A 22,600-nucleotide genomic window follows, 5' to 3' on the forward strand; every position below is an offset into this window, starting at 1 on the left:
TTTTCTCAATTCTATACAGCCCCTATTCACTAGTGAGGACTTGAAAATTAAGCTGTAAGATGATGATATCAGGGTTTTAACTCGATAAGTACACCATGAAGTACACTGCGACCATTTCAGAAATTTGAAACCGTTGATACTCCTAGCCTACAACCGAAGATTCAAGTCCTCACTAGGGAACCGAACCAATGAAGGCACCTGATTGGTTATTCTCATATCCTCTGTAACAATTATCTAGCTTGTACCAACACTTACGTAAAACCTAGAATAGTCTCCAGGTTTATTTGGTACGAATAATAAAGCGATAAACATCACAACATAGTGTCCAGAAAAACCAAAGCAATATAGCAGCACATGAACCCACGCCGATAACAATAGTGCTTATTCTAATACCGCCATCTAGACCCACATTCCAAATATGAGGTGCAATAGGTGGACCCATCGTAGTGTCACGGGGTTTATCACAAACTTGCTGTCGGGTTTGATTGCTTATTGCTGGTTTCCCTATAAGCCCACCATCAAAAACATGCCTCAGCAGGGACAGGTAGCCACATTGTAAATAGTATCAATGAGTTACAATGTGGCTTATCCCGAACTGGGGTTCTTGTACTAAAAGTTCTTTAAACTCAGCACTGTAAGTTCTTCGTTTGGGTGTATTAGGAGATTGTGTTGTCATGTTAGTGTTCACGATTATTTGTTCATGGACACTATCTCGCATTTTTTAAGTGAGGGAAAGATGGGATGGTCGGATGCTTACGATTGTTTTTAGTACTGCCCTTTTGTTTTTTCTTAAAAATTGTCAAATAAATTATCTGTGAAAATTTCAAAGTGGGAGAATGACAATATTGTAATCTTAACGTCATCTGTTAGTCAGAAGGATTCATGTATCATGCATGTATGATGATAGTGTCGTGATATCGGGTCAAACGCTTAACGTATTGCTCCAAATTTAAAAATGAAAGACAGCTCTTTTTGATTATAAATATCACATGCGACATTAAACAATAAATGACGAGAGGGTATGTATGAAACCTGATAACCATAACTTAACTTTTAAGCAGCATAAATTGTTTGGTGCGCTTATCCTACTGACAGTGACATCGTCGTTATTTGCTTGTAACGACACCAATACCACTGCTGCAACCACAGCGCCTGTAGAGACGGCAACAGACAGCCAGAATTCAAAAGTCCAAACGTCTAAAACTGAGTCGACGAGCTCTAGCAGTAACAGTGATGCGCTGAGAAACGTCTCTGCGACGGTTTATAAAGATGCCAATTGTGGCTGCTGTAAAGAGTGGATTAGCCATGCCGAACATCACGGTATGACTGCGACGGGACAAGATGTCGCCGACTTAGCAGTTTTTAAAGAACGCTATGGTGTTCCGAGCAATATGCGCTCTTGTCACACGGCGGTCACGACCGATGGTTATGTATTCGAAGGTCATGTGCCTGCCAAATATATAGCCCAGTTTTTAGCCAATCCGCCAAGCGAAGCTATTGGCCTTGCCGTACCCGGTATGCCGATGGGTAGCCCCGGGATGGAGTACCAAAATAAATTTACACCCTATCAAGTGATGCAAATCAATAAAGACGGTAGCACAGCGGTATATGCTGAGATTGATAGTGCCAACGCCCAGCTATAGCTGAAAAGGTGACTTTTGTCCTGTATCGCTCTATGATGACTAATTATAAAGTAATGAAATAAGGAGAGCCTGTAATGATTCTCATGATGCACGCTATGGGCTAGGGCGGGTCTCTCGTTTATGGATTGTTTATGCTACTGATTTTTATAGTGCTGATACTGACGATTATGGGGCTGCTTAAGTACCTACGTAATAAGTAAAAGTTAGAAACATTGGTTAAAGGTTGATGATATAGCCAAGAGTTGATGATAAGTGAGCAGAAGCTTTGCTTGTCATCTGCGCTTAGCGTCTTCAAGGAAGGATTTTATGAAACATACGGTTGATAAAAAAACGATCAAAGGTGGCAAATACGATAAAGTGCCAGAAAATTATAACGGTACGGTCTATATTTGCCCGATGCATCCTGAAGTCAGAGATGTTGAAAAAAGTGATTGCCCGATATGCGGTATGTTTTTGCAGCCTGAAGACGAGATAGATGGCGCAAGCCACGTGGAGCATAACCACAGTGACAATTATCAAAGTCATCAAAATCATCACCATGAAAACAATCATAACCATGAACACAACCAGACGCATTGTCACGGGAGTAACGAAAGCAGCGCTGAAGTCAAGTCGGTCAAAGGCGGTAAATACGACAAAGTGCCCGAAGATTACGATGGCACGGTTTATACTTGTCCGATGCATCCTGAGGTCAGAGACGTTAGAAATAGTGGCTGTCCGATTTGCGGTATGGCACTCGAGCCAGAAACGGTCGCCATAGGTGAAGAAGATACCGAAGAGCTCGACGATATGACGCGGCGCTTTTGGATATGTACGCTGCTGACCTTACCGCTATTCATTTATGCCATGAGCGATATGGTTGGGATAAATCTCGATCAAATTGGCTCGTTTGATATCTCAGGGCAACTTGGTCAAATCATACAATTGGTACTGGCGACTCCCGTTGTCGTTTGGGGCGCAGCACCCTTTTTTGTACGTGGTTGGCAGTCTATTAAAAGCCGCAATCTAAATATGTTTACCTTGATTGCGCTTGGCGTCGGCGCAGCTTACGGTTTTAGTATTGTGGCAACTTTCTTTCCCAGTATATTCCCAGATAGCTTTAGAGATAGCGCTGGACAAGTCGGCGTTTATTACGAAGCAGCAGCGGTAATCACGACTTTAGTACTGCTTGGTCAAGTGCTTGAGCTCAAAGCCAGAAGCCAGACGTCAGGGGCCATTCGGGCGTTGCTTGAGCTCGCTCCGCCGACAGCAAGACGCGTCAATGAAAACGGCGAAGAGACAGAGGTTTCACTTGATGAAGTCGTCAGCGGCGATAAGTTGCGCGTCAGACCTGGCGAGAAATTACCCGTAGACGGCACGGTAATCGATGGCAGTAGTAGCGTCGATGAATCCATGGTAACGGGTGAGCCGATGCCAGTATCTAAAGAGCAGGGCGATACTGTGACTGGCGGCACGGTAAATGGTACAGGGACGTTATTGGTTGAAGCGGTCAATGTTGGCGCAGATTCGGTATTGTCCAAAATCGTACAAATGGTTGCCGATGCCCAGCGTAGCCGCGCGCCCATACAGCGTTTGGTTGACCAAGTGGCAGGCTGGTTTGTGCCTATTGTCATTATCGCCTCTATCATCACCTTTATCGTCTGGGCGTTATTTGGCCCTGAACCAGCAATGGCTTATGCCATGGTTAATGCGATTGCGGTACTTATCATCGCCTGTCCCTGTGCGCTTGGGCTGGCGACGCCCATGTCAATCATGGTCGGTACGGGCATGGGCGCGCAAAACGGCGTGCTTATCAAAAACGCTGAAGCCTTAGAGACGATGGAAAAAGTCGATACCATCGTTGTCGATAAAACAGGCACGCTAACCGCTGGTAAACCTGCACTTACCGCAATTGATGCGCTGGCAGGTCAAAATGAAGACGAGTTTTTGGCATTGGTTGCTGCGGTAGAAAGCGCAAGCGAGCATCCTTTAGCAGAGGCTATCGTGAGAGCTGCTCAGGATAAATCGCTGACCATTGCTAAAGCCCATGACTTTAATTCAACCACGGGCGAGGGTGTACAAGCGGTAGTAAACGGCAAACAAGTTGCCATCGGTAACTCAAAGCTGATGGAGCGCTTAAACAGTTTTGATCAGGAGCTATCCGCTAAAGCTGACGTCCGTAGAAAAGACGGCGAAACGGTAATGTTTGTCGCTATAGATGGTAAAGCAGCTGGTTTGGTTTCGGTCGCTGATCCGATTAAGCCGAGTACTGCTGATGCCATAGAACTGCTACACAAGGCAGGGCTAAAAGTCGTCATGCTAACAGGCGATAACGAAAAAACTGCGCAGGCCGTCGCGAGTAAATTGGGCATTGATGAAGTGCATGCCGATGTGTCACCAGAGGACAAAAACCGTATTGTCAAAGAGATGCAAGACCACGGTAAATTGGTAGCGATGGCAGGTGATGGCATCAACGACGCGCCAGCACTGGCGCAGGCGAATGTCGGTATTGCTATGGGTACAGGTACGGACGTGGCCATGGAGAGCGCAGGGGTGACGTTATTAAAAGGCGACTTAATGGGTATTGCCAAAGCCCATAAGCTCAGCCACGCGACCATGCGCAATATCAGACAAAACTTATTTTTCGCTTTTGTCTATAACGCGATTGGCGTACCGATTGCCGCAGGCGTGCTATACCCAGCGTTTGGATTATTGCTTAGCCCGATGATAGCGGCGGCAGCGATGAGTTTATCGTCAGTATCGGTCATTGGTAACGCGCTAAGATTGCGCCGATTAGATTTATGATAAAGACGTTTTATTTAGCCATTTTATTGTCAAGAGAGAACTTCAATTTCAATCCTTTTAATAAGGACAAAGTTATCTAACCCCAGTTCGGGATAAGCGCTCAAAAAAAAGATAAAAAAAGAAGTCCGAAGTTGCTAAAGTGAGTTTACCAAGACAAACTTCACAACAAGGACTTCTTACATGGACAACCTAACCGAACTATACTGCCATATTGACGACTTTTATCAGCAATTCAAACCTGAGTTTGACGCTCATTTAATCGCAACGGGACACCAAAGGTTAAGAGCATGCCAGATAAGTGTAGCAGAGATTATGACCATCTTGGTACTGTTTCATCAACGGCGGTATCGACAGTTTAAGGCGTTTTACTACCATCACATGCTTGGCATGATGAAACGGGAGTTTCCAAATCTGCCGAGCTACTCGCGATTTATAGAGCTTGTGCCGCGCAGTATCATACCACTGTGCAGCTACTTGCAAAGCATGATGGGCGACTGTACGGGTATCAGCTATATTGATTCAACCAAGATAGCAGTTTGTCATAACAAGCGTATCTACCGTCATAAAGTCTTTAAGGGACTTGCAACCCGAGGCAAAAGCAGCATGGGCTGGTTCTATGGCTTTAAGCTACACGCCATTATCAATCATAAGGGCGAGCTTGTATCTGTTAAAGTCACTGAGGGTAATACCGATGATAGAGCGCCTGTTAAGGATATGGCAACACCTGTGTTTGGCAAGGTGTTTGGGGATAGAGGCTATATCAGTAAAGCCCTAAACGAGTGGCTCACAAAACACAGTGATACCACGTTGATAACCAAACTTCGGCGTCATATGAAACCGCAAGTACTCAAGCCGATAGATGAGGCGCTACTCAATCATCGCTCTTTGGTTGAGACGGTGTTTGGGGAGCTGAAAAACTTGTGTCAGATTGAGCATTCACGCCATCGTAGTGTCACGGGTTTTATTACAAACTTGCTGTCAGGTTTGATTGCTTATTGCTGGTTTCCCTATAAACCCACCATCAAAAACATGCCTCAGCAAGGGCAGGTGGCTACATTGTAAATAGTATCAATGAGTTACAATGTGGCTTATCCCGAACTGGGGTTACTAATACGTTATCAACCCATGTATCATTCTTCTTATGTTCTAGAAACTTAAACATGAACCGCCCTGAGATTGTCGGAAACTCAACATCCTGAGAGAATACGACAATAAAAAAATAAAACTACGCCCTTTGATCTTTATTTAAAGGCATCACAACGCCATATAAAAATCGATTTAATGCAGTAAGGCTTGATAATAACCATTATATTGCATTCATAATTGCTTTTCTGCAAAATGGTATGAGTATATGAGTATATGAGTATGTGAGTATATGAGTATATGAGTAAAATTTGTTTCTTTCGACAATATAAGGCGGCAAACGTGCCAAGAAATTTAAACTAAGATCAATATGTCAGCTTTCATATGTACGTTTTAAAAAGATACATGAAGACATATCAAATTATCCCTTTGCTTCTTACTAATATAAGTACAGATATAGTATATACTAGTATAACATTCAACCTATAATGATAGGTCATATAACCAACATAATTAAACGTGGAGTAATTATTATGGACGTTGTGAACTACACTGATTTTAGAAAGAGCTTAGCAAAGTATATCGATAAGGTAGACACTGATAAAGGCCCGATATTAATTACAAGACAAAATGCTAAACCGACGGTATTAATGAGTTTAGAAGAGTTTAACTCGTATGAGGAAACACTGCATCTTTTAAGCAGCCCTACCAATGCCAAGCGTCTCAGACGCTCTATTGCTGATGCTAAAGCTGGTCGCTTGATTGAACGTGAGATTGATGCCAAAGATATGCCACTCACTTTTGATGATGAGGTAGACGCTTGATACTATCTTGGACGGAAGACGCGTGGGAGGACTATGAGTACTGGCAAAGAACCAGTAAAGAGAAAGTCAAACAGATCGGTAAGCTGATTAAAGCCATCAAACGTGACCCATTTAAGGGTATTGGCAAACCTGAACCACTCAAACATGACCTTGCAGGCTACTGGTCTCGTCGAATTGATCAAGAGCATCGGTTGGTTTATGAAATTCAAGATGATGCGATCATTATCGTCCAGTGCCGTTATCATTACTAAGCAAAGGTATAACAGCTCAAAAAGTGCCTGATTTATAATTAGGCACTTTTTCATAGTGATAGGTAGTTAGTTAATGTCCAGAAACGTTCTTTAATTCTTGAGACATCTCAGCAATCAACTGACGCGAGTACTTAGCCACGATTTGTATTTCAGAATAGCTATGGTCAACCTTTAAGAGACTTGCGATGATTTGACGCTTCTTAGTAACGGGTCTACGGCTTCTATGTTTATTTTCTGCTTTAGCCTAAGTAATTTAAAAATGCCCTAGATATTAAAAACCTAATCTATATGACAAACAAAAAAATGCCTCTGGGAGTTGACTCCTAGAGGCATTTAGTTTTAAATGTAATTAACGGTTACAGAGTGCGTCAACACGCTGTAACGAACAAATAAGCACCAGAACTGCGTTATTTGAACAGCATTAAATGCCCGTGTAGGTGCATTTTATCTAAAATCTGCGTTCAAATCAATCATTGTCATATATCTAAACGTAACAGTGACTCCACCTCGCATCTTTGTGCCTATTCCCTGTAACCGTTACCCGTCAAATGGGTGGCAGGCCTCGGCGACGACTGCGTTTGACATAAGGGTGAGCTCCCTACAGGGGTGACTAGACAAAGGATCAGAGCAACGCAATGAGTGGTTACTCGTGCATATCGTAGCGGTATATTGGGTTTAGGCCCTTGCTAGCGTATGACAGCACAGTAGCGGTTAAGAGCGTGTCTAGGCGGTGCTATCAGCCGTAATCTTAACAACCGTAGCTTGATACAGTGATACGGTCTTGATGACGCGATGGGCGATGAAGTCGGCATGACTAATCACATCAAATCCAAGGAATGCACTAAAGCGTTTGTGAGTATTTTTTTACTCATAAACGCTTTAGGGTGAGTGTTCCTTGAAATCTGCTCAAGGCTCCAAAATCAGCATAAATTCACTTAGGCTAATTTAAGTAATATATAGCCCCCTAGGCTATATATTATAAGAGTCCAGGGAAAAATTTAGAATAGTTACTATACAACAGTCACTTATTCAGTGAGTCGATATTGTCATGGTTGATTCATAAGGTTAGTGTGAATAGAACGGGATCTATGCCTTGGGGTAAAGTCTCTCCCACACTTATAACTGTTCTTTATCTTGAAATCCTAATTAAACTGAAACGTCGAATACTTTTATTTAATCAGCATCTAAAGAATTATCTTTGTTTTGAATAAGTATCAGAGCATCTTGTGCTTTCTTAAGTTGATCTTGTAACAGAGTCACTTGTTCCTGCTCTGATAGGTGACGGCTTGATAGCTCGCTATATTGATTATTTAATACGCTATGCTCAGCTTCAAGCTTAGCCTGTGTTTGAGTTAGCTGATCATTGAGTTCTGATATAGTCAATCCACAATAAAACTGGAACAACCCATATCATGAAAGAGTTTAGGTAGATTATTCTCCATCCAACCTTGGCGTAGAAACTTTGCCTGTGCCCATTTCTTTTCGATAGGGTTTAGATCAGGACTATAAGGCGGTAGAAATAAAAGCCTGTGACCGTGCCTGTTGAGTAGTCTTTGTACTCGCCTATGAAAGCTGGCATTATCCATGACGATCACGCATGAAGTATTTAAGCTTGGAATCAATGTGTATTTGCACCAATCATAGAATATGTTGCCATTGATATTCTGCTCGAAGTAATTTAGTGCAAACAGCATCTTTTTGCACAAAGCACCAATGACGTTAGTTCTTTTTTTACCTTGCCAGTTGTAACTATCGATACAAGGCTTACCTATCGGCGCATAACCGTAAGGACGAATAGTTTCAGCCTCAAAGCCACTTTCATCTATGTAAATAATGGGATAGCCTTGCTGTATAAAGCTATCAAGCTTATTCTGATATATCGTTCTCTTCATCGGGCAGGCTTTTGGATGCTCTAAGGTCTTTTTTTTGACTGATACCAAGGCGTTTTAAAGCTGACTCAATGCCTGATTTACTGCACCCTAAACGCTGTGCTCGCTCGTACATATAATCGTCAGGATATTGCTCAACGTCTTTCAATAAGGCTTCATTAGGTATTTTAGTCGGTGCTTTATTTCTAGTTATTTTAGGCACTAAGTCCTGCTGCCAACTGTGAATAGTACTGGTACTCAGCTCATAAAAGATAGCGGCTTCTCGAATAGTCATACCTTCTTTAACGCTACGTAATACTTGCTTGCGAAAGTCGATTGAATAAGTCATGGTTGATGCTGTTAAATGAGTTTATGATAGCTATTGTATCGATTTTATATAAGATTTACTATAGTTTGTTACGCTCAGCGATTATGGCCTTTAACTCCCCTTTAACCTCTGCTGTGTCAGTCGCCATCTCATTGCGTTCCGTAGTGACTGTCTTTAGCTCACCCTTAGTCACTGTCAGTTCTGTTTGTAGACGTGCAATTTCTGCTTTATCGCTACTAGCAGTGGCTTCAAGCGTGGCCACTTTTGATAGGTTGGCATTTAACTCTTTTGACTGCTGATCAAGGGTATGGCGCAGATCTGCAAGTTGAGCTTGGGCTGCATCTGTCTTAGCTCGTTCAAGCTCAAGCGCGTGCTGAGTATCACTGAGTGTCTGTATCAGCGTGTCACGTTCAGCAGTAATCTGAGCCGAAGTGATTGCCGCTGCCTCTGCAGTTGCTGTGACCTCATCGAGCTCTAGCAACAAATTAGCTTGTTCACTCTCTAGCGTCTTAACCGCCTCTTGTGCCTCGTCTGTCTCAGCTTGTGCCTTGGCCTTAATACCCTCTAACGCCTCACGCTCTTTAACTAGACGATCATTGGCGATATCAATGGCCGTCTGCCACATATCCGCACCAAGCGTTTGTAAGCGCTCAGTGATTCCACTTGGTAACTCAACCTGTCTTAGCTGCTCTTCTTCTTGGTTATCCTGACGCCAAGACTTCATCGCCTCACTGATGGTCGTGAATGAGCCGCCGCCTAGCGCTTTACGTACTTCGGCTAGAGTGGGCTTAATACCTTGTTCTTGTAGTTGGTCGGCAGTGGCATGAATCTGCTCTGTAGTAATGGCCATAATCATTGTCCTTAATAATGTTGTATGAGTAAATATGTAGTTTTTGTATTATATGTATATAGTATAATACATTTTACAACATACTACAATGCAAGATATAAAAAAACCTCAAGTGATCTTGAGGTCTCAGTCATTAAATTAAGGCTAGTGATCCGCTAAGTATTCTTCTAGCGCATTATTGATCATTTATTGATAGTCACCACCTGTTTGCTTGGCTCTATCCTTAGACTTGGCAATGATACTTGGGTTGATGACACTCGCCTCAGCAGAGAACGCTTGCGGCTTAATACTGCCACGGATAGCGTTTGACCAACCCGTAACTTCTGGAATATCTGATAAATCAATATTGTCATCACTAAGCGTTGCTAAATATTCTAAGTCTGCTTGTTGCTTTGCCGTTAGTGGTGGTAGCTCGTCTATTTGATAGCTAACTTTGTTCACACTGGCTCCCTTTAATTTTTTTGACACGTCTAGCTGAGATAATGCGTATAACCTCACCATTATCTATTTCTGTTTGCGTATGGGCTACCAATAGGACGGCGGTACCGTCTACTGTACCCAGCGCTTGCCACTGCTTTTCATCATTTTAATACCTGTCTTGCTGACGCAGGCATAAAAGGTCTAGAAAAACTCGGGCGGCTGCCTCAAATAATAAACGGTGCTTACGCTGATTGGTGTTTTTTTTGTTCATCCCATTCAAATCTAATACTTATCTGTTCTCTCTGTCAGTATGCTCTTTATAGATTAGCAATTCATCTTGACTGACAGCTGATACTTTCTGGTATTCAAAAGATAGCGGTACTTGATTGGTTTGCGCCACTTGGGTCAAGAACAATTTAATCGCTTGAGACGGCGTTAGACCATAGCTTTCAAACACGGCAAAAGCATTTTCTTTTAGCTCTTGATCGAGCCTGATATTATAATTAGTTGTCGTCATGGCATTACAAATGGCTTATCTGTGTACATATAATATAAACCATTTGTATAGACAGTACCAGATTAATCACTCTTTTTTCTTTGCTATGATTTTTGCTTAGGGAACGTATAACCTACCGCCAGCAAATGCTTTTTATGGGTCTTTAAAAAAGCTTCATCTCTTAATTGAGTGTGTAACCAGCTGATCACTTCTTGGGTACTTTTTCCTGAAGGCGCATAGCTACCAAATGGGGCATAGTTAGCCAATAGAGGCGCAAAACGGTCGATCTGTTTGACGGTTAAGGATGGTATATCTCTATTCTCATTATTCTGATTTAAGTCCTCCAGACTTTTTTTCTTGGTGGGCTTAGCTTTGACATTAAATTTTAGTCCTGTGACGGTACGACCACGTTTGACGTTTTCATAGGTGATTTTAATATCTGACTTTTCTGTTATTTCTTCAACGCTTGGGTTGATGACTCGACTTTTTAGGTTGTTAATACGTTCGTAAGATTTAGAAAGAGCTAGCTCCTCTCTAATTTCTTCAAGTGACATTGTCCACGAGCTCATTGCCTCATGTTTTTTGGCCAGATGGTATATATCTATTGAATATTCACCCTTCAGTTTAAGTACATCTTCTTTTTTATATTTAGTGAATGGATTATTTTCATCAAAAACCTTCAACATCAGTAGCACTTCATCTGTAAAACATAGAGACACATAGCCATCTTCATATATTGATCTGATGACCCACTGTACATTGACACGGCTACCGCGTTCATTTCTATAGCTAAAAAATCGCTTCATCATCGCTTCACTAGCATCTTTTAATTGAGTATAAGCAGAATCCACTTGAATGTTGCAAGCCTCTGCAAATGCTTTCGCGGTTATCTCTATAGTGTCTTTTTCAGTGGCATCTATCAAACGCACTACTGAACTAGCAAGCAACAGCAACCGTTTTTCATCAAGTGTCATTTCATAAAACGCTTGTAGAATACGATTTTGCATAACAACCCAATTTGCAGGGTATTTCTTCTCATATAAACCAACTTGGTTAGTCATATCTACGCCTTAATGCTCAAATCTATCTAATTGTAGCATGATACCTGCTGATTGTAGCTTTTAACCTAGCTGATTGTAGCATTAACCTAGCTGATTGTAGCATTAACCTAGCTGATTGTAGCTTTATAGATCTTGAAGCCCTTAATTGGTAAGGTCTGAGAGCGTCCTAAAAGTCTTTAAAAATCTTTAAAAGTAAAAAATATGTTTTTATATTAAATAATAGGAAAAAAGCTCAAGAACTGACGGATTTGAGATGATAATATGAGCGACCAATCACTTATAAAACTGATCAGTAGCTCAAAACGCTATGGTCAATTTACGAGACCTTCCTAAATTTTGTGTAAGTATTTAATCTAAACGTCAGTTACACAGAATCTGGGATGGTCTCAGAAAAAACGATGGTTCTTTTAACTATAATTGATGTTAGACAAAATATTAGTGTTTAACCTTTGGTAGATAGCTCTCTAAACCCTTATTGGGCTTGTTAAAGCTTTCAGGCTCTCGTTGTATGATATTAATCATTTCACGCTTAAATGCCTCAGTCTGCATTTTGCCGTCATAACTTAGGCTTGGATGGTTGTTATAGTCATTCATAAACTGCACGTTATCAACAATCGACTGGATAGCTGCTTGCGATAATGCACCGTCTGCACCCGTTAGCTTGTCTAATGTTTTTTTATGAAAACTCAGCTTTAAGCCTCTAAATCCCTTACCTCTCGATTTCTTTTGATACTCCACGCTAACACTATAGTTTGTATTCTCGTTAATGTCGTTGATAGCTGTTTCAATAACAAATTGTCGCAAATGACCGAACTGCTTGTATTTACCTTTGACATTCATTACATACTTAAATTCTTCAAGTGTAAACTCTTTGCTGTACTGAAACTGATTAACCCACATAACGACCAATTCATATAAACGTATTGAGTGGATACTTGATAACTCGCCGATTTCAAGCAACTTATACTTAGTAAAATTAGCTCTTAGCTGTGTCAAATAAGGCAAAATCTTTTCTGCAAAAGATAAAAAAACTTCTCCGTTATCCGGGTCATAGACAATACTACTGATAAGTCTTGTTTGAAGTATTTTGTTTTCGGGCAAGCTCATTACAATATCAACGTCATACAAACGCTTACTTGCGTTTTCCATATCACGATAGACGTTTTGCTCGTTTTTAGACTTCTTACCAAAGAACAGTGACTTTATATCATCTACAGACACTTTAAATTCAGTCTGTTTTGTTACTTCTGGTGCGTCAGGTCTACTGTCTATCTGACTAATACACGCAAGCATTAGCTCTTTGTCTGTTTTTTGCATTGTGTATGTTGCTAAAATCAGCTCGTTTGATTGAACAACTAAATTATTTTCCATTTTTAATCCTGCTCATTTACTGTTTTTTTTAAAACGTTCAAGCTATATTAGCACTAAAAACAGTTAAATAAACAGTATTTATTATATAACTGTTTTTTCTGCTCATTTACTGTTTTTTCTGCTCATTTACTGTTTTTTCTGCTCATTTACTGTTTTTTCTGCTCATTTACTGTTTTTTCTCTTTGTAACCTATTGATTTTAAAGGTGAAAAAATGCTCTTAAACAGGAGTAAACAGGAGTAAACAGGATCAAATAAAAACCCTTAAAGAAGCGGGTAATAAATTTTTTTGTGGATAAGTAAAAAATCATCACTTAAACAACGTATCTTGCCTAAGCAAATTTTTCCTCAGTAGCGGTTTTTTTGAGGACTAGATTAAGGACTAAATCCTCGCCTAGGTGTATTAGTTCTACTCACTTGATACTGATAGGTCTCTAAACCACCCTGTAGTGCTCTGTGTTGGCTTTCAGACAGCTCTTTGCCATATTGCTCAGTAAACGTCTCTAAAGTGGCTTTAAGAGCCTCTGAGTAGGTTTTACGCTGGGTTGTTGGTAAGGAGTTGACATCACGCAATGCAAGTTTGAGTTGCTCACAGGTTTCATTTAAGGTATCTGCTAAATGTTCTTTGGCAAGCCCTCTTGCCTCAGTTGGGTAGTTATCCTGATTGATGTAATCCGTTAATTCTTCTATATAGCTGAACGATGACATGGTGTCCCGAGTCATTCTCCCTACCTCTCCTGCGCTACCGCCCAGCTCGTCGATGTTACTGGTATTCAATGCCGCTCGTTTTTGATCGATATTGTCTCTGAAATCTGTAAAATGCTGAATCAGTGCCAGATACTGCTCACGTTCAGCGTTAGGATCACGCAACAGCTTGATGATGGATTTGTTGTTCTCAACCAGCGTGTGATCAAAACGTTTGGCCACTTGGCGTAAGTGCGCTGTAAATTCCACTGCTTTATCATGGCTCTCAATACCATGGTGCTTTGCAAACTCGCTGAGTACGGCTACTTGTCGCTGATCAAATTTATCAGGCGTGTTCTCTGCGGTTTCTCCTTGTGCCCATCTGATTGTCATCGACTCATGATGACGTTGTAGTAAGCGCATCGCCAGATGCAGCTTCATACGTTCAACATACTCAAAGATTCTCTCATCTTCATAACGGTTTGCTCGAGTGTCTCGATCAATTTGTCTTTGCTGTCGATCAAGTCGAGCAGCTCTTGCTCGTCGTGCGTCGTCATCGAAGGGGTTGGGGACTGGTTTTGCTCGCTCTGCAATGCCTTGATGGATGCCCTGAGCGACTGATTCGCTGTTTGCAGCTCTTTTTGAGTTTGCACTAATCCACTGTTTTGAGAGATCAATGCGTTGTTGTGCTTTTTGGCTTCTTCGGTCTGTTCCATTAATCCACTTTGGTAGGTTTTCGCATCGCTCAGCTGCCCAAGCAACGCCTCGTTTTGCGTCTTCAATGCATCGGTTTGTGTCGTCAACTCGATCTGCTGTTCTGTTAGATTGTTCTGTGCAGTACGCAATGTCGTGTTCTGAGCTTTCAATAAGTTGTTTTGTGAGGTCAACTCGCTGTTTTGTGCCTCCAATGAGTCTATGTAGTCTTGCATTTTGCTCAGTTGCCCGAGTAAGTCCGTCTCTAAGTTGTTTGATTCGTCGCTCATGGTCTGCCTCCTGTTTGATATGGTTCTCAGCAACCAGTTTGTTGCGTGCTTTGATTGCTCGGTTGGTATTGCCTTTTTCGGTCATGATGCCTCGGCGCTCCATTGCCGTTGCATGAACGCCCATTTTGATGGTGGGCTGCTGATCAAGCCTCTGATCTTTATAACTGCGTGCATCCATCAATGGTAGATTATGTTGTGCTAACACCTTGTTGGCGGTATCTACCCACATCCCACGGATACGCTTAATTTCTTTCATTGATGACGGCAGACCATGCGCCTTACGTTTTTTATTAGACCACTCAAACGGGGTCTTAAGGTTTGGGTCAAATGCCAAGGTTTTATTGGGCCCAACGATGGGCGCTCGAGTGGTGACTAAAATATGCGCGTGAAAATTGCGCGGATCAGGATTTTTCTCCCCTTCGCGTAAACGCTTAGAGCTGGGTTTAGCGTAAGGATCAAAAGGCAGCTTCATCACTGGACGGTGAATACAAACATCAGCAATCACGTCCATATCATCAACCAGCTTTTGGGCAAAATCTATTGCCAGTGAATGGCGATCTTGCTCAGACAACTCATAAGGTAGATTAATCAGCCACTCACGCGCCACTCGACTGTCCGAACGAGTCTCTGCTGCCTCAGCCAAATTCCAAAGCATCTCTCTATCGACATTCACACCTAGTGCTCTTAGCGCAAATGGCAAAATGATATCACTACTCATGACGCCAGACTTTTTACTATAGTCGTGGGTCTTACCGTATTTAACATCATCAAGAATATCACCAGCACGATAGGCGGCGCATGCTACTGCCGACTGTCCCGCTTTTCGAGAAATTGCTTTAGTATTGATATGAACCATTGTCATAATAAGCGAACCTAATGTTGGGTTTTTTGCACACCACGTCTTTTGTGGTGTGCGGGGTTTGGGGTTTCCCCAACGAAGAAGGATTCAAAATTAAGATAGTAACGAAGTGGATAGATTAAATTTTGAGTCGTTGCTTCGCCCTTAGTCAGGGGGACGCAACCATTAAACAATAAAATAATATATATCGGATGTCTGATGTGGTTGTGTTAAAGCATATCATAAGTGATTGAATGATGGTGAAGTCCTTGCTAGGGTTAATGATATATTATTTATAAGGAGAGAGACTATGTCAGTTACTAATAATAAAGCGCCTGAATCTATATTTGATAAACAAGATTCTAATAAGCTGAAAGAGCGTCAACGGTTAGAAGAGTTGAAACGCCAAACTAAGATTCAGCAGGTAAAGTTAGATAAGCGACTGAACAAGCAAAAAATTCTAATGGGGGCATTTTTAGGTCAGGTATTGGCAACTAAAGGTGACGATGAACAGATGATTCGAGAATACTTTGCTATTCACTTTCCAGATTTCTTAACGAGAAAATCTGATAAGTTTTTATTCAAAAGCATGATTGAAAGTTTAGGCGGTGATATAGGTTTAGGCGATGAAGAGGATTCATTTGAGATTCAACAAAAAGAGAAGAGTCAAAAAGCTATTAATGAGGAAGTGGAAATAAAAGTTGATGCTACGGAACAGGGCCAACCGGAGAAATTCGTGAGCACGACTGATAGGGGTCCACTAGATTTTTCTTTGGGTGAGACAGATTATTCTGATCAGGGCAGTCACCAAAATTATCATCGTTAAAAGCGTGACAATAAATATGGTATCGGCTAATAAAAAATAGCCAGATGGTGACAACTGGCTATTAAGGCAATAAATATCAAGCTCTATCGGTCATAAGAGAGGCCTTTTTAATCTAAAACGATTATGCTGCTTGGTCAGTATGAGCTGTGACCAACTCTATAAAGGCGGTTTCAAGGGTGCTTAACGTATAATCATCAATCATAAGACCGTCATCTAGCTGTCGTTGCACCCAGACATAAATCGCTTCATCATTATAAAGGATAGAGTCAACACCAAGTAATGATGCCAGTTGTACGCCCTGCTGTACTTGTAGATTTGATAACAGCTGAGAGGCTAAAGCTTTAGTCTGTTCACTAAACCAAGCGCAGCTGTTGAGCCGAGATAGATTGTTATTCATTGGTATTCTCCTGTAGATTATTGTGTATAAATAATGGATAAAATGACTTACTACAGGTCAAATTATACCTATATTTTAATCTATTGCAAGAGAAAATGACCTTCTATAGGTCTTTTTATACTTTTAAAGGTGATAATGTCTTATGAGCGAAGGTGTTCACTCAGGCGACTCACTGCTGTTCTCATTTATGATTTCATATAAATCACCAACATTGATTCTAAGATACGTGCATAAAGACTCGATGACATCTAGGTCAACTCGGGTGGCTTCTTCATGATACATGCGAGTAATGGTGCCACGATTGATGCCAGTATCCCTTGCGACATCGGCAATTTTAAGGCGTCTTTCGCCCATGATGGTCGATAAGTGACACTTCACCATAGTGATTTCCTCATTAACGATTAGTGGTTTTGATTGGTGAGCGGATTATAACGAATATGAGTGGCTAACGTATTCGTTTTAGTAGCTCGAATTGATATTCAATAGCGGCAATTTACCTATTAGTAGGCAGTTTATTATGCTGTCTTTAATGCAGGACGTCTATCATAATGGATAGACGCTAGTTAGAAAAGACGATGCTATTTTGACTATGAAGTATTGCTATTAGTAGTGATGTGATGTACATTTTAGTTATACTTATATACTTATATACTTATATACTTATATACTTATATACTTATATACTTATATACTTATATACTTATATACTTATATACTTATATACTTATATACTTATATACTTATATACTTAATGCGTGCTACAGGGATCTGTATTTATGAAAGTAATCGCGGTATTAAATCAAAAAGGTGGCAGCGGCAAGACTACCATCGCAACGCATCTGGCTCGTGGCTTACAGTTGAAAGGCCATAGTGTTCTGCTAGTAGATAGCGATCAGCAGGGCAGTGCGCGTGACTGGAGAGCGGTTGATGAAGACAATCCGGTACCAGTGATCGGGCTCGACAGACCAACACTTGATAAAGATTTAAAAAGCGTCTCTGATAAAGATTATGTGGTGATCGATGGATCGCCGCAAGCTACTAGTCTGGCTATTTCTGCTATAAAAGCGGCTGATTTTATATTGATTCCAGTGCAGCCGAGCCCCTATGATATCTGGGCAACCAGCGATTTGGTTGATTTAGTGCAGCAGCGTATTGAGATGATGGATGGCCAACTAAAGGCAGCCTTTGTCGTCTCACGCGCCATTCAAAATACCAATATTGGTAAAGAGGTTGCAACCGCGCTGCTTGATTATAATCTTCCGGTATTAGAGACCAGAGTGATGCAGCGAGTTGCTTATCCTAATAGTGCTGCCCTTGGTAAGACAGTATTTGATACCGAATCGCCTAGTAGCAATGCGTTACAAGAGATAACCGCATTGGTCAGTGAGATTCAAATATTTTTTGGTGAGGAGTAAGTCATGAGTTTATCAGCAGGTCGTCCTAGTAAGAACGTTAAGGATCAATTGGCTTTATCGGATGTGACGGACAGTCCCAAAAAGACGGTACGTGTGAATTTTAATTTAGATGGAGATAAACACATTGCGCTCAAGCGGTACGCGCTTGAAAGCCGAAAAACGGTGACTGAGTTGTTGACTGAAATGATTGAGGAAAAATTGGTTGAGCGATAGGTATAAAAAATTCGTTTTTCTATACCTATAAAAAGGATATGTATAAAAAACTCAAAAAATTATACATATCGTCGAACGCTGTGCACCTTACTAGTATCATCAGATGCTTGTTTTCTTAAGACAGACGCAGAAGCAAGCTGTAAAGAAAATGCCCATGGCAAAACAAGCACTGTTTCCTATATCAGCACCATATAATAGAACCAAAAACGGTTAGCAGTGCTAAGGTATATTGCCCTTAATCAAAGCGTACTCAATAACGATTTAAGTTACACAAAACATAAGGGGCTTCTAGCCCCATCATTATTCCTATAGGATTTTTTATCATGACAAGTACCCAACAACGTGCGGAACTGCATCGACAAATTTGGCAAATTGCAAACGAGGTTCGTGGTTCAGTCGATGGGTGGGATTTTAAACAGTATGTGTTGGGGACTTTGTTCTACCGCTTTATCAGTGAGAACTTCTCTAGTTATATTGAGGCGGGTGATGAGAGCGTTAATTATGCCGCACTTCCTGATGAAGTGATTAATGTTGATATTAAAGACGATGCGATTAAGACCAAGGGTTATTTCATATACCCAAGTCAGCTGTTTGCTAATGTGGCTGCCAACGCGCATAGAAATGAGAACTTAAATACGGATTTGGCTGCTATCTTTAAAGAGATTGAAAGCTCGGCCAATGGCTACCCGTCTGAGCCTGATATTAAGGGTCTGTTTGCGGATTTTGATACCACCAGTAACCGATTAGGTAATACGGTCGCGGATAAAAACACTCGTTTAGCTGCGGTACTTAAAGGGGTAGCGGGCCTTAAACTGCATCAGTTTGAGGACAGTGAGATTGATCTATTTGGCGATGCTTATGAGTATCTGATCTCAAACTATGCGGCCAATGCGGGTAAATCAGGCGGTGAGTTCTTCACCCCTCAAAGCGTGTCTAAACTGATTGCTCAAATTGCGATGCACAAACAAGAGACGGTTAACAAAATCTACGATCCAGCTGCAGGCTCTGGCTCTTTATTGCTGCAAGCTAAAAAGCACTTTGATAATCACATCATTGAAGAGGGTTTTTTTGGTCAAGAGATTAACCACACCACCTATAACCTTGCACGTATGAATATGTTTTTACATAACGTGAACTACGACAAATTTAATATCAAGCTGGGTAATACACTGCTAGATCCGCATTTTGGGGAGGATAGACCCTTTGATGCGATTGTCTCGAATCCGCCGTATTCAGTGAAGTGGATTGGTAGTGATGATCCGACCTTAATTAATGATGAGCGTTTTGCACCAGCGGGGGTATTGGCTCCTAAATCAAAGGCGGACTTTGCTTTTGTGCTGCATGCATTGAACTATTTATCGAGTAAGGGCCGCGCCGCTATTGTCTGCTTCCCTGGGATATTCTATCGCGGCGGTGCTGAACAAAAGATTCGGCAGTATTTGGTAGATAATAACTATGTAGAGACGGTGATCTCCTTAGCACCCAACTTATTCTTTGGAACCAGTATCTCGGTTAATATCTTAGTGCTATCCAAGCACAAAACAGAGGGTAAGACGCAGTTTATTGATGCCAGTAAGCTTTTTAAGTCAGAGACCAATACCAATGTGCTAACCGATGCGCATATCGAGCAGATCATGACGTTGTTTGATACTAAAGAAGATACGGATTATTTGTCTGCAAGCGTTGATAACAGCGATATTGCTAAAAATGACTATAACTTATCGGTAAGTGCTTACGTAGAAGCAGAAGATACGCGTGAGGTTATTGATATTAAAACTTTAAATAGCGAACTTGAAACGACAGTCGCTAAGATTGATAAGCTGCGTGCTGATATCGATAAAATCGTTGCGGAGATTGAGGCATGAGTCAGTTAGGTTATATGGAAAAGCTACTTGATGGGGTTGAGGTTGAGTGGAAGCCTTTAGGAGAAGTGTGTGATTTCAAAAATGGTTTTGCATTTAAAAGTAGTTTGTTCAAAGAAACTGGGCTGCCTATTATTCGTATTACTAATATCGAGAGCCCATCCCAGATTCTGTGTAAGTATGGATCGGGGGTAAGCAGCAGTGACACAGAGTTTGGGAAACTCCCCCGCGAGACCTAACATTTACGGCATCTCCTCACCAAACCAAGGGAATGAAGTCAAAATGATTCTAATAACAACGAGAGGTAAGTATGAATAAGCAAGATATCATTAGCGAGTTGGCACCAAAATTAAATGTGAATCAAGATGAGGCAAGGGTTGTACTAAACTCAGTTTTGGATGTTTTAGCCGACTCTTTAGCTAACCTCGAAGAAAATGAAAGATTGAAGTTAGTAGGGTTTGCAAATTTTCAAAAGGTTAAGCGCAAGAGTCGTTTAGGTAGAAACCCTAAGACAGGTGAAGCAGTAGAGATACCTGAAAAGCTAGTCATCAAGACGACAATTAGTGAAAATCTAGTAGATAGCTTTCAGTAATTGCTCGAGGAGTTTTAACTTATCGGCGGTTCAATGACCTAAGTAATGGTATTGGCTTTTAGTATTGTATTGATAGTGTTGTTTACGCCACCCCTTGCTATAAGTAGTTCGCTAATATCAGTCTATTTTAGGTAGCCTGTTTATCGTTTAAACGGTCTGTTTGGATGGTTCCGTTGGGGTATACCTCTGATCGCTTGTTAAATTTTGACAGTTCAAGGGCTTGGAATACCTCTTACTATTAACCCAGCATTCTAGTAAAAGACTCTAAAATGGCATCGCTATCCTCAAAATCAAGAAAACACTCCGTCTGCCAATTTTTTGTTCGTTTAGCTTGTACAGCCGTTGGGGTTGTCCAAGGTGCATATACTCTAATTGCTCTCTTACCAGCCTTTGCTTCTTCAGAAAATACGCCTTTTTTAGCAAGAAGTTGTGCACTGAAAACGAAAACTCCGAAATTAGCACCCTCGTTGGCAGCTATAATCACCCAATCCACCCCATCCTTCAGGTCAATTGGTGCAATTTCACTGTTAGGGTGTTCACGCTTCCATATTGTCACAAATTGACCAATCTTTTTTGGTGTGGTTTTCGCTTGTCGATAAAGTACCCTTTGACCATTAAGTGTAAATTTAAGCGCCCCGTATTCCGTACTTTCCATTTCAGGCTCAACGTTTTCAACTGCATACCCTGCTGGCTCAAGTAGCCTTCGCAATACAAGATTAAATGATGCTGGGATAATGTCTAAAGTAAGGTTTTCAGTATTAAGTGTTTCCATAAAGATTGTCCGTAGTCATATAGACTGTCAATGAGTTAAAACTTTGGCATCAGTAGCCTACAGCCGAAGATTCAAGTCCTCACTAGGGAACCGAACCAGTGAATGAGCCTGATTGGTTCACAATAGGCATACCCAGGGAACCAATGAAATCGAATTCTTCTATCGAACGTTATTTGTTATAACACCCGTTACATTTTTCAGCATAAATCACTTAGACATAGCGATTAACTGTATGTCATTATTTATCTTTAAATGAATCTCTTATTCTAATTAACAAACAGTCTGCAGAAAAACTAACGCATTTTAGGGTTTTATTATGAAAAAACTATCAACATTGAAGAAATCTCTTGTAATGGCACTGAGTGTCGTAAGCTTCAGCATAGCCTCTGTTTCAGCCAGTCAAGCAGCCCCTGCTATGAATGAGGTAACGGCAGTGTCACAGAGTAAAATCAGTTTAGAGCAGGCGATGGCCCTTGCTAATAAAGCGGTAAAAGGCGATATCATCAGTGCAGACTTTGATCAAGAATATCGTAACGAAAATAGCCATTATGATATCAACATCATTACCAACAATAATGAACAAGAAGTCAGCGTGAATGCCAATACAGGCAAGATCACGAAATGGGAAACAGAGCGTTTAGACAAAGAAGACTTGGCAGAATATAAGGCCATGAAACAAGCAAAAGTGAGTTTGTCTCAAGCCATAAAAAAAGCAAACCAAACGCTGAAAGGGAAAGTGCTGGAAGTAGAATTCGATATAGATTTTGGCAAGCCTGTCTACGAAGTTGAAATTGGTAAAGGCAATCAGATTCATAAAGTTGTTGTCGACAGCATGACTGGTAAGATTACTCGCAGTCAGGTAAGCGACGTTGATCGTGATGATTAACTACTGATACCCTGTATTGCATATAGCCTCAAATATTAAAAAGCCCCAAGCTAAAATATTTTCAGTTTTTTATTTTATAAATATACGAGACCATCCCAGATTCTGTGTAACTGACGTTTAGATTAAATACTTACACAAAATTTAGGAAGGTCTCC

General features: G+C 41.1%; 25 protein-coding genes and 1 pseudogene. 13 read left to right on the plus strand and 13 right to left on the minus strand.

What is annotated here, in order from left to right:
• Positions 1-280: 280 nt before the first annotated feature.
• Positions 281-442 carry a hypothetical protein gene (locus tag ACT3SX_RS07525; protein WP_444519166.1) on the minus strand — a complete coding sequence of 54 codons (162 nt, stop codon included), beginning with the start codon at positions 440-442 and terminating at the stop codon, positions 281-283.
• On the opposite strand from ACT3SX_RS07525, the pseudogene ACT3SX_RS07530 reads away from it, so the two are divergent.
• The 6 genes and pseudogenes from ACT3SX_RS07530 to ACT3SX_RS07555 form a co-directional block, all read left to right on the plus strand.
• Positions 440-559: pseudogene (locus ACT3SX_RS07530) on the plus strand (IS982 family transposase); the annotation flags it as partial. The gene ACT3SX_RS07525 and the pseudogene ACT3SX_RS07530 overlap by 3 nt on opposite strands.
• 466 nt (positions 560-1,025) lie before the next feature.
• On the plus strand, positions 1,026-1,643 hold the full coding sequence (locus ACT3SX_RS07535; RefSeq protein WP_442477751.1) for a DUF411 domain-containing protein: 618 nt from the start codon (positions 1,026-1,028) through the stop codon (positions 1,641-1,643).
• Positions 1,644-1,949: 306 nt separating this feature from the next.
• Complete coding sequence (locus tag ACT3SX_RS07540; protein WP_286797588.1) at positions 1,950-4,427, plus strand: copper-transporting P-type ATPase; 2,478 nt, start codon at positions 1,950-1,952, stop codon at positions 4,425-4,427.
• A gap of 180 nt (positions 4,428-4,607) precedes the next feature.
• Complete coding sequence (locus tag ACT3SX_RS07545) at positions 4,608-5,489, plus strand: IS982 family transposase (protein ID WP_444528171.1); 882 nt, start codon at positions 4,608-4,610, stop codon at positions 5,487-5,489.
• A 554-nt stretch (positions 5,490-6,043) separates the two neighbouring features.
• Positions 6,044-6,334 carry a type II toxin-antitoxin system Phd/YefM family antitoxin gene (locus tag ACT3SX_RS07550; RefSeq protein WP_087813576.1) on the plus strand — a complete coding sequence of 97 codons (291 nt, stop codon included), beginning with the start codon at positions 6,044-6,046 and terminating at the stop codon, positions 6,332-6,334.
• Entirely contained in the window at positions 6,331-6,585 is a 255-nt protein-coding gene (locus ACT3SX_RS07555) for a Txe/YoeB family addiction module toxin (RefSeq protein ID WP_087813577.1), read from the plus strand. The genes ACT3SX_RS07550 and ACT3SX_RS07555 overlap by 4 nt, the downstream gene beginning before the upstream one ends.
• 1,173 nt (positions 6,586-7,758) lie before the next feature.
• Here ACT3SX_RS07555 and ACT3SX_RS07560 read toward each other — a convergent pair.
• The 9 genes from ACT3SX_RS07560 to ACT3SX_RS07600 all read right to left on the minus strand — a co-directional run bounded on the left by ACT3SX_RS07560 (position 7,759) and on the right by ACT3SX_RS07600 (position 15,506).
• A complete protein-coding gene (locus ACT3SX_RS07560; RefSeq protein ID WP_442477749.1) occupies positions 7,759-7,968 on the minus strand; it encodes a hypothetical protein in 210 nt (69 codons plus the stop codon).
• Positions 7,965-8,477, minus strand: a complete 513-nt coding sequence (locus tag ACT3SX_RS07565) for an IS630 family transposase (protein WP_444519076.1) — start codon at positions 8,475-8,477, stop codon at positions 7,965-7,967. Before ACT3SX_RS07565 ends, ACT3SX_RS07560 begins: the two co-directional genes overlap by 4 nt.
• Positions 8,452-8,802 carry an IS630 transposase-related protein gene (locus tag ACT3SX_RS07570; protein ID WP_442477747.1) on the minus strand — a complete coding sequence of 117 codons (351 nt, stop codon included), beginning with the start codon at positions 8,800-8,802 and terminating at the stop codon, positions 8,452-8,454. The genes ACT3SX_RS07565 and ACT3SX_RS07570 overlap by 26 nt, the downstream gene beginning before the upstream one ends.
• Before the next feature lie 58 nt (positions 8,803-8,860).
• Entirely contained in the window at positions 8,861-9,631 is a 771-nt protein-coding gene (locus tag ACT3SX_RS07575; RefSeq protein ID WP_442477746.1) for a DNA-binding protein, read from the minus strand.
• A 186-nt stretch (positions 9,632-9,817) separates the two neighbouring features.
• Entirely contained in the window at positions 9,818-10,072 is a 255-nt protein-coding gene (locus tag ACT3SX_RS07580) for a hypothetical protein (protein WP_442477745.1), read from the minus strand.
• 268 nt (positions 10,073-10,340) lie between these two features.
• The gene (locus ACT3SX_RS07585; RefSeq protein ID WP_058368521.1) at positions 10,341-10,568 is read right to left on the minus strand and encodes a type II toxin-antitoxin system RelB/DinJ family antitoxin; all 228 of its coding nucleotides are present in this window, start codon (positions 10,566-10,568) and stop codon (positions 10,341-10,343) included.
• An 83-nt stretch (positions 10,569-10,651) separates the two neighbouring features.
• Positions 10,652-11,608 carry a replication initiation protein gene (locus ACT3SX_RS07590; protein ID WP_444519077.1) on the minus strand — a complete coding sequence of 319 codons (957 nt, stop codon included), beginning with the start codon at positions 11,606-11,608 and terminating at the stop codon, positions 10,652-10,654.
• A 435-nt stretch (positions 11,609-12,043) separates the two neighbouring features.
• Positions 12,044-12,979, minus strand: a complete 936-nt coding sequence (locus ACT3SX_RS07595) for a replication initiation protein (RefSeq protein ID WP_443509397.1) — start codon at positions 12,977-12,979, stop codon at positions 12,044-12,046.
• Between the two features lie 373 nt (positions 12,980-13,352).
• The gene (locus ACT3SX_RS07600) at positions 13,353-15,506 is read right to left on the minus strand and encodes a MobA/MobL family protein (protein ID WP_444761700.1); all 2,154 of its coding nucleotides are present in this window, start codon (positions 15,504-15,506) and stop codon (positions 13,353-13,355) included.
• A 286-nt stretch (positions 15,507-15,792) separates the two neighbouring features.
• Between ACT3SX_RS07600 and ACT3SX_RS07605 the strand changes: the two genes are divergently transcribed.
• Positions 15,793-16,308 (plus strand): hypothetical protein, encoded by a 516-nt coding sequence (locus ACT3SX_RS07605; protein ID WP_444528360.1) that lies wholly within the window; start codon positions 15,793-15,795, stop codon positions 16,306-16,308.
• 121 nt (positions 16,309-16,429) lie between these two features.
• Here ACT3SX_RS07605 and ACT3SX_RS07610 read toward each other — a convergent pair whose 3' ends face one another.
• Together ACT3SX_RS07610 and ACT3SX_RS07615 are read right to left on the minus strand one after the other, a co-directional pair.
• Entirely contained in the window at positions 16,430-16,705 is a 276-nt protein-coding gene (locus tag ACT3SX_RS07610; RefSeq protein WP_192992483.1) for a hypothetical protein, read from the minus strand.
• A 156-nt stretch (positions 16,706-16,861) separates the two neighbouring features.
• Positions 16,862-17,086 carry a helix-turn-helix domain-containing protein gene (locus tag ACT3SX_RS07615; protein WP_192520660.1) on the minus strand — a complete coding sequence of 75 codons (225 nt, stop codon included), beginning with the start codon at positions 17,084-17,086 and terminating at the stop codon, positions 16,862-16,864.
• 395 nt (positions 17,087-17,481) lie between these two features.
• Here ACT3SX_RS07615 and parA point away from each other — a divergent pair, with 395 nt between their 5' ends.
• The 5 genes from parA to ACT3SX_RS07640 all read left to right on the plus strand — a co-directional run bounded on the left by parA (position 17,482) and on the right by ACT3SX_RS07640 (position 20,787).
• Positions 17,482-18,120 (plus strand): ParA family partition ATPase, encoded by a 639-nt coding sequence (gene parA, locus ACT3SX_RS07620; protein WP_068039576.1) that lies wholly within the window; start codon positions 17,482-17,484, stop codon positions 18,118-18,120.
• A gap of 3 nt (positions 18,121-18,123) precedes the next feature.
• The gene (locus ACT3SX_RS07625) at positions 18,124-18,333 is read left to right on the plus strand and encodes a chromosome partitioning protein ParB (protein ID WP_192992484.1); all 210 of its coding nucleotides are present in this window, start codon (positions 18,124-18,126) and stop codon (positions 18,331-18,333) included.
• Positions 18,334-18,656: 323 nt separating this feature from the next.
• A complete protein-coding gene (locus tag ACT3SX_RS07630) occupies positions 18,657-20,198 on the plus strand; it encodes a type I restriction-modification system subunit M (protein ID WP_442069773.1) in 1,542 nt (513 codons plus the stop codon).
• A complete protein-coding gene (locus tag ACT3SX_RS07635; protein ID WP_444519081.1) occupies positions 20,195-20,434 on the plus strand; it encodes a hypothetical protein in 240 nt (79 codons plus the stop codon). The genes ACT3SX_RS07630 and ACT3SX_RS07635 overlap by 4 nt, the downstream gene beginning before the upstream one ends.
• A 71-nt stretch (positions 20,435-20,505) precedes the next feature.
• Positions 20,506-20,787, plus strand: coding sequence for an HU family DNA-binding protein (locus tag ACT3SX_RS07640; protein WP_192529667.1), 282 nt, complete (start codon positions 20,506-20,508; stop codon positions 20,785-20,787).
• Between the two features lie 238 nt (positions 20,788-21,025).
• Here ACT3SX_RS07640 and ACT3SX_RS07645 read toward each other — a convergent pair whose 3' ends face one another.
• The gene (locus ACT3SX_RS07645) at positions 21,026-21,559 is read right to left on the minus strand and encodes a MepB family protein (RefSeq protein WP_192520927.1); all 534 of its coding nucleotides are present in this window, start codon (positions 21,557-21,559) and stop codon (positions 21,026-21,028) included.
• 316 nt (positions 21,560-21,875) lie between these two features.
• On the opposite strand from ACT3SX_RS07645, the gene ACT3SX_RS07650 reads away from it, so the two are divergent.
• Positions 21,876-22,445: a PepSY domain-containing protein gene (locus ACT3SX_RS07650; RefSeq protein WP_444519082.1), complete on the plus strand. Its 570-nt coding sequence runs from the start codon at positions 21,876-21,878 to the stop codon at positions 22,443-22,445.
• Positions 22,446-22,600 lie beyond the last annotated feature (155 nt).

Origin of the sequence: Psychrobacter sp. AOP31-B2-9 (assembly GCF_052378005.1) — a bacterium.
GTDB lineage: Bacteria > Pseudomonadota > Gammaproteobacteria > Pseudomonadales > Moraxellaceae > Psychrobacter.

Bases quoted from the DNA above. Each gene is read 5' to 3' on its own strand.
- ACT3SX_RS07525 (WP_444519166.1), bottom strand. From the start codon at position 442: ATGGGTCCACCTATTGCACCTCATATTTGGAATGTGGGTCTAGATGGC.
- ACT3SX_RS07535 (WP_442477751.1), top strand. From the start codon at position 1,026: ATGAAACCTGATAACCATAACTTAACTTTTAAGCAGCATAAATTGTTT.
- ACT3SX_RS07540 (WP_286797588.1), top strand. From the start codon at position 1,950: ATGAAACATACGGTTGATAAAAAAACGATCAAAGGTGGCAAATACGAT.
- ACT3SX_RS07545 (WP_444528171.1), top strand. From the start codon at position 4,608: ATGGACAACCTAACCGAACTATACTGCCATATTGACGACTTTTATCAG.
- ACT3SX_RS07550 (WP_087813576.1), top strand. From the start codon at position 6,044: ATGGACGTTGTGAACTACACTGATTTTAGAAAGAGCTTAGCAAAGTAT.
- ACT3SX_RS07565 (WP_444519076.1), bottom strand. From the start codon at position 8,477: ATGAAGAGAACGATATATCAGAATAAGCTTGATAGCTTTATACAGCAA.
- ACT3SX_RS07570 (WP_442477747.1), bottom strand. From the start codon at position 8,802: ATGACTTATTCAATCGACTTTCGCAAGCAAGTATTACGTAGCGTTAAA.
- ACT3SX_RS07575 (WP_442477746.1), bottom strand. From the start codon at position 9,631: ATGGCCATTACTACAGAGCAGATTCATGCCACTGCCGACCAACTACAA.
- ACT3SX_RS07585 (WP_058368521.1), bottom strand. From the start codon at position 10,568: ATGACGACAACTAATTATAATATCAGGCTCGATCAAGAGCTAAAAGAA.
- ACT3SX_RS07590 (WP_444519077.1), bottom strand. From the start codon at position 11,608: ATGACTAACCAAGTTGGTTTATATGAGAAGAAATACCCTGCAAATTGG.
- ACT3SX_RS07595 (WP_443509397.1), bottom strand. From the start codon at position 12,979: ATGGAAAATAATTTAGTTGTTCAATCAAACGAGCTGATTTTAGCAACA.
- ACT3SX_RS07600 (WP_444761700.1), bottom strand. From the start codon at position 15,506: ATGACAATGGTTCATATCAATACTAAAGCAATTTCTCGAAAAGCGGGA.
- ACT3SX_RS07605 (WP_444528360.1), top strand. From the start codon at position 15,793: ATGTCAGTTACTAATAATAAAGCGCCTGAATCTATATTTGATAAACAA.
- ACT3SX_RS07610 (WP_192992483.1), bottom strand. From the start codon at position 16,705: ATGAATAACAATCTATCTCGGCTCAACAGCTGCGCTTGGTTTAGTGAA.
- ACT3SX_RS07615 (WP_192520660.1), bottom strand. From the start codon at position 17,086: ATGGTGAAGTGTCACTTATCGACCATCATGGGCGAAAGACGCCTTAAA.
- parA (WP_068039576.1), top strand. From the start codon at position 17,482: ATGAAAGTAATCGCGGTATTAAATCAAAAAGGTGGCAGCGGCAAGACT.
- ACT3SX_RS07625 (WP_192992484.1), top strand. From the start codon at position 18,124: ATGAGTTTATCAGCAGGTCGTCCTAGTAAGAACGTTAAGGATCAATTG.
- ACT3SX_RS07630 (WP_442069773.1), top strand. From the start codon at position 18,657: ATGACAAGTACCCAACAACGTGCGGAACTGCATCGACAAATTTGGCAA.
- ACT3SX_RS07635 (WP_444519081.1), top strand. From the start codon at position 20,195: ATGAGTCAGTTAGGTTATATGGAAAAGCTACTTGATGGGGTTGAGGTT.
- ACT3SX_RS07640 (WP_192529667.1), top strand. From the start codon at position 20,506: ATGAATAAGCAAGATATCATTAGCGAGTTGGCACCAAAATTAAATGTG.
- ACT3SX_RS07645 (WP_192520927.1), bottom strand. From the start codon at position 21,559: ATGGAAACACTTAATACTGAAAACCTTACTTTAGACATTATCCCAGCA.
- ACT3SX_RS07650 (WP_444519082.1), top strand. From the start codon at position 21,876: ATGAAAAAACTATCAACATTGAAGAAATCTCTTGTAATGGCACTGAGT.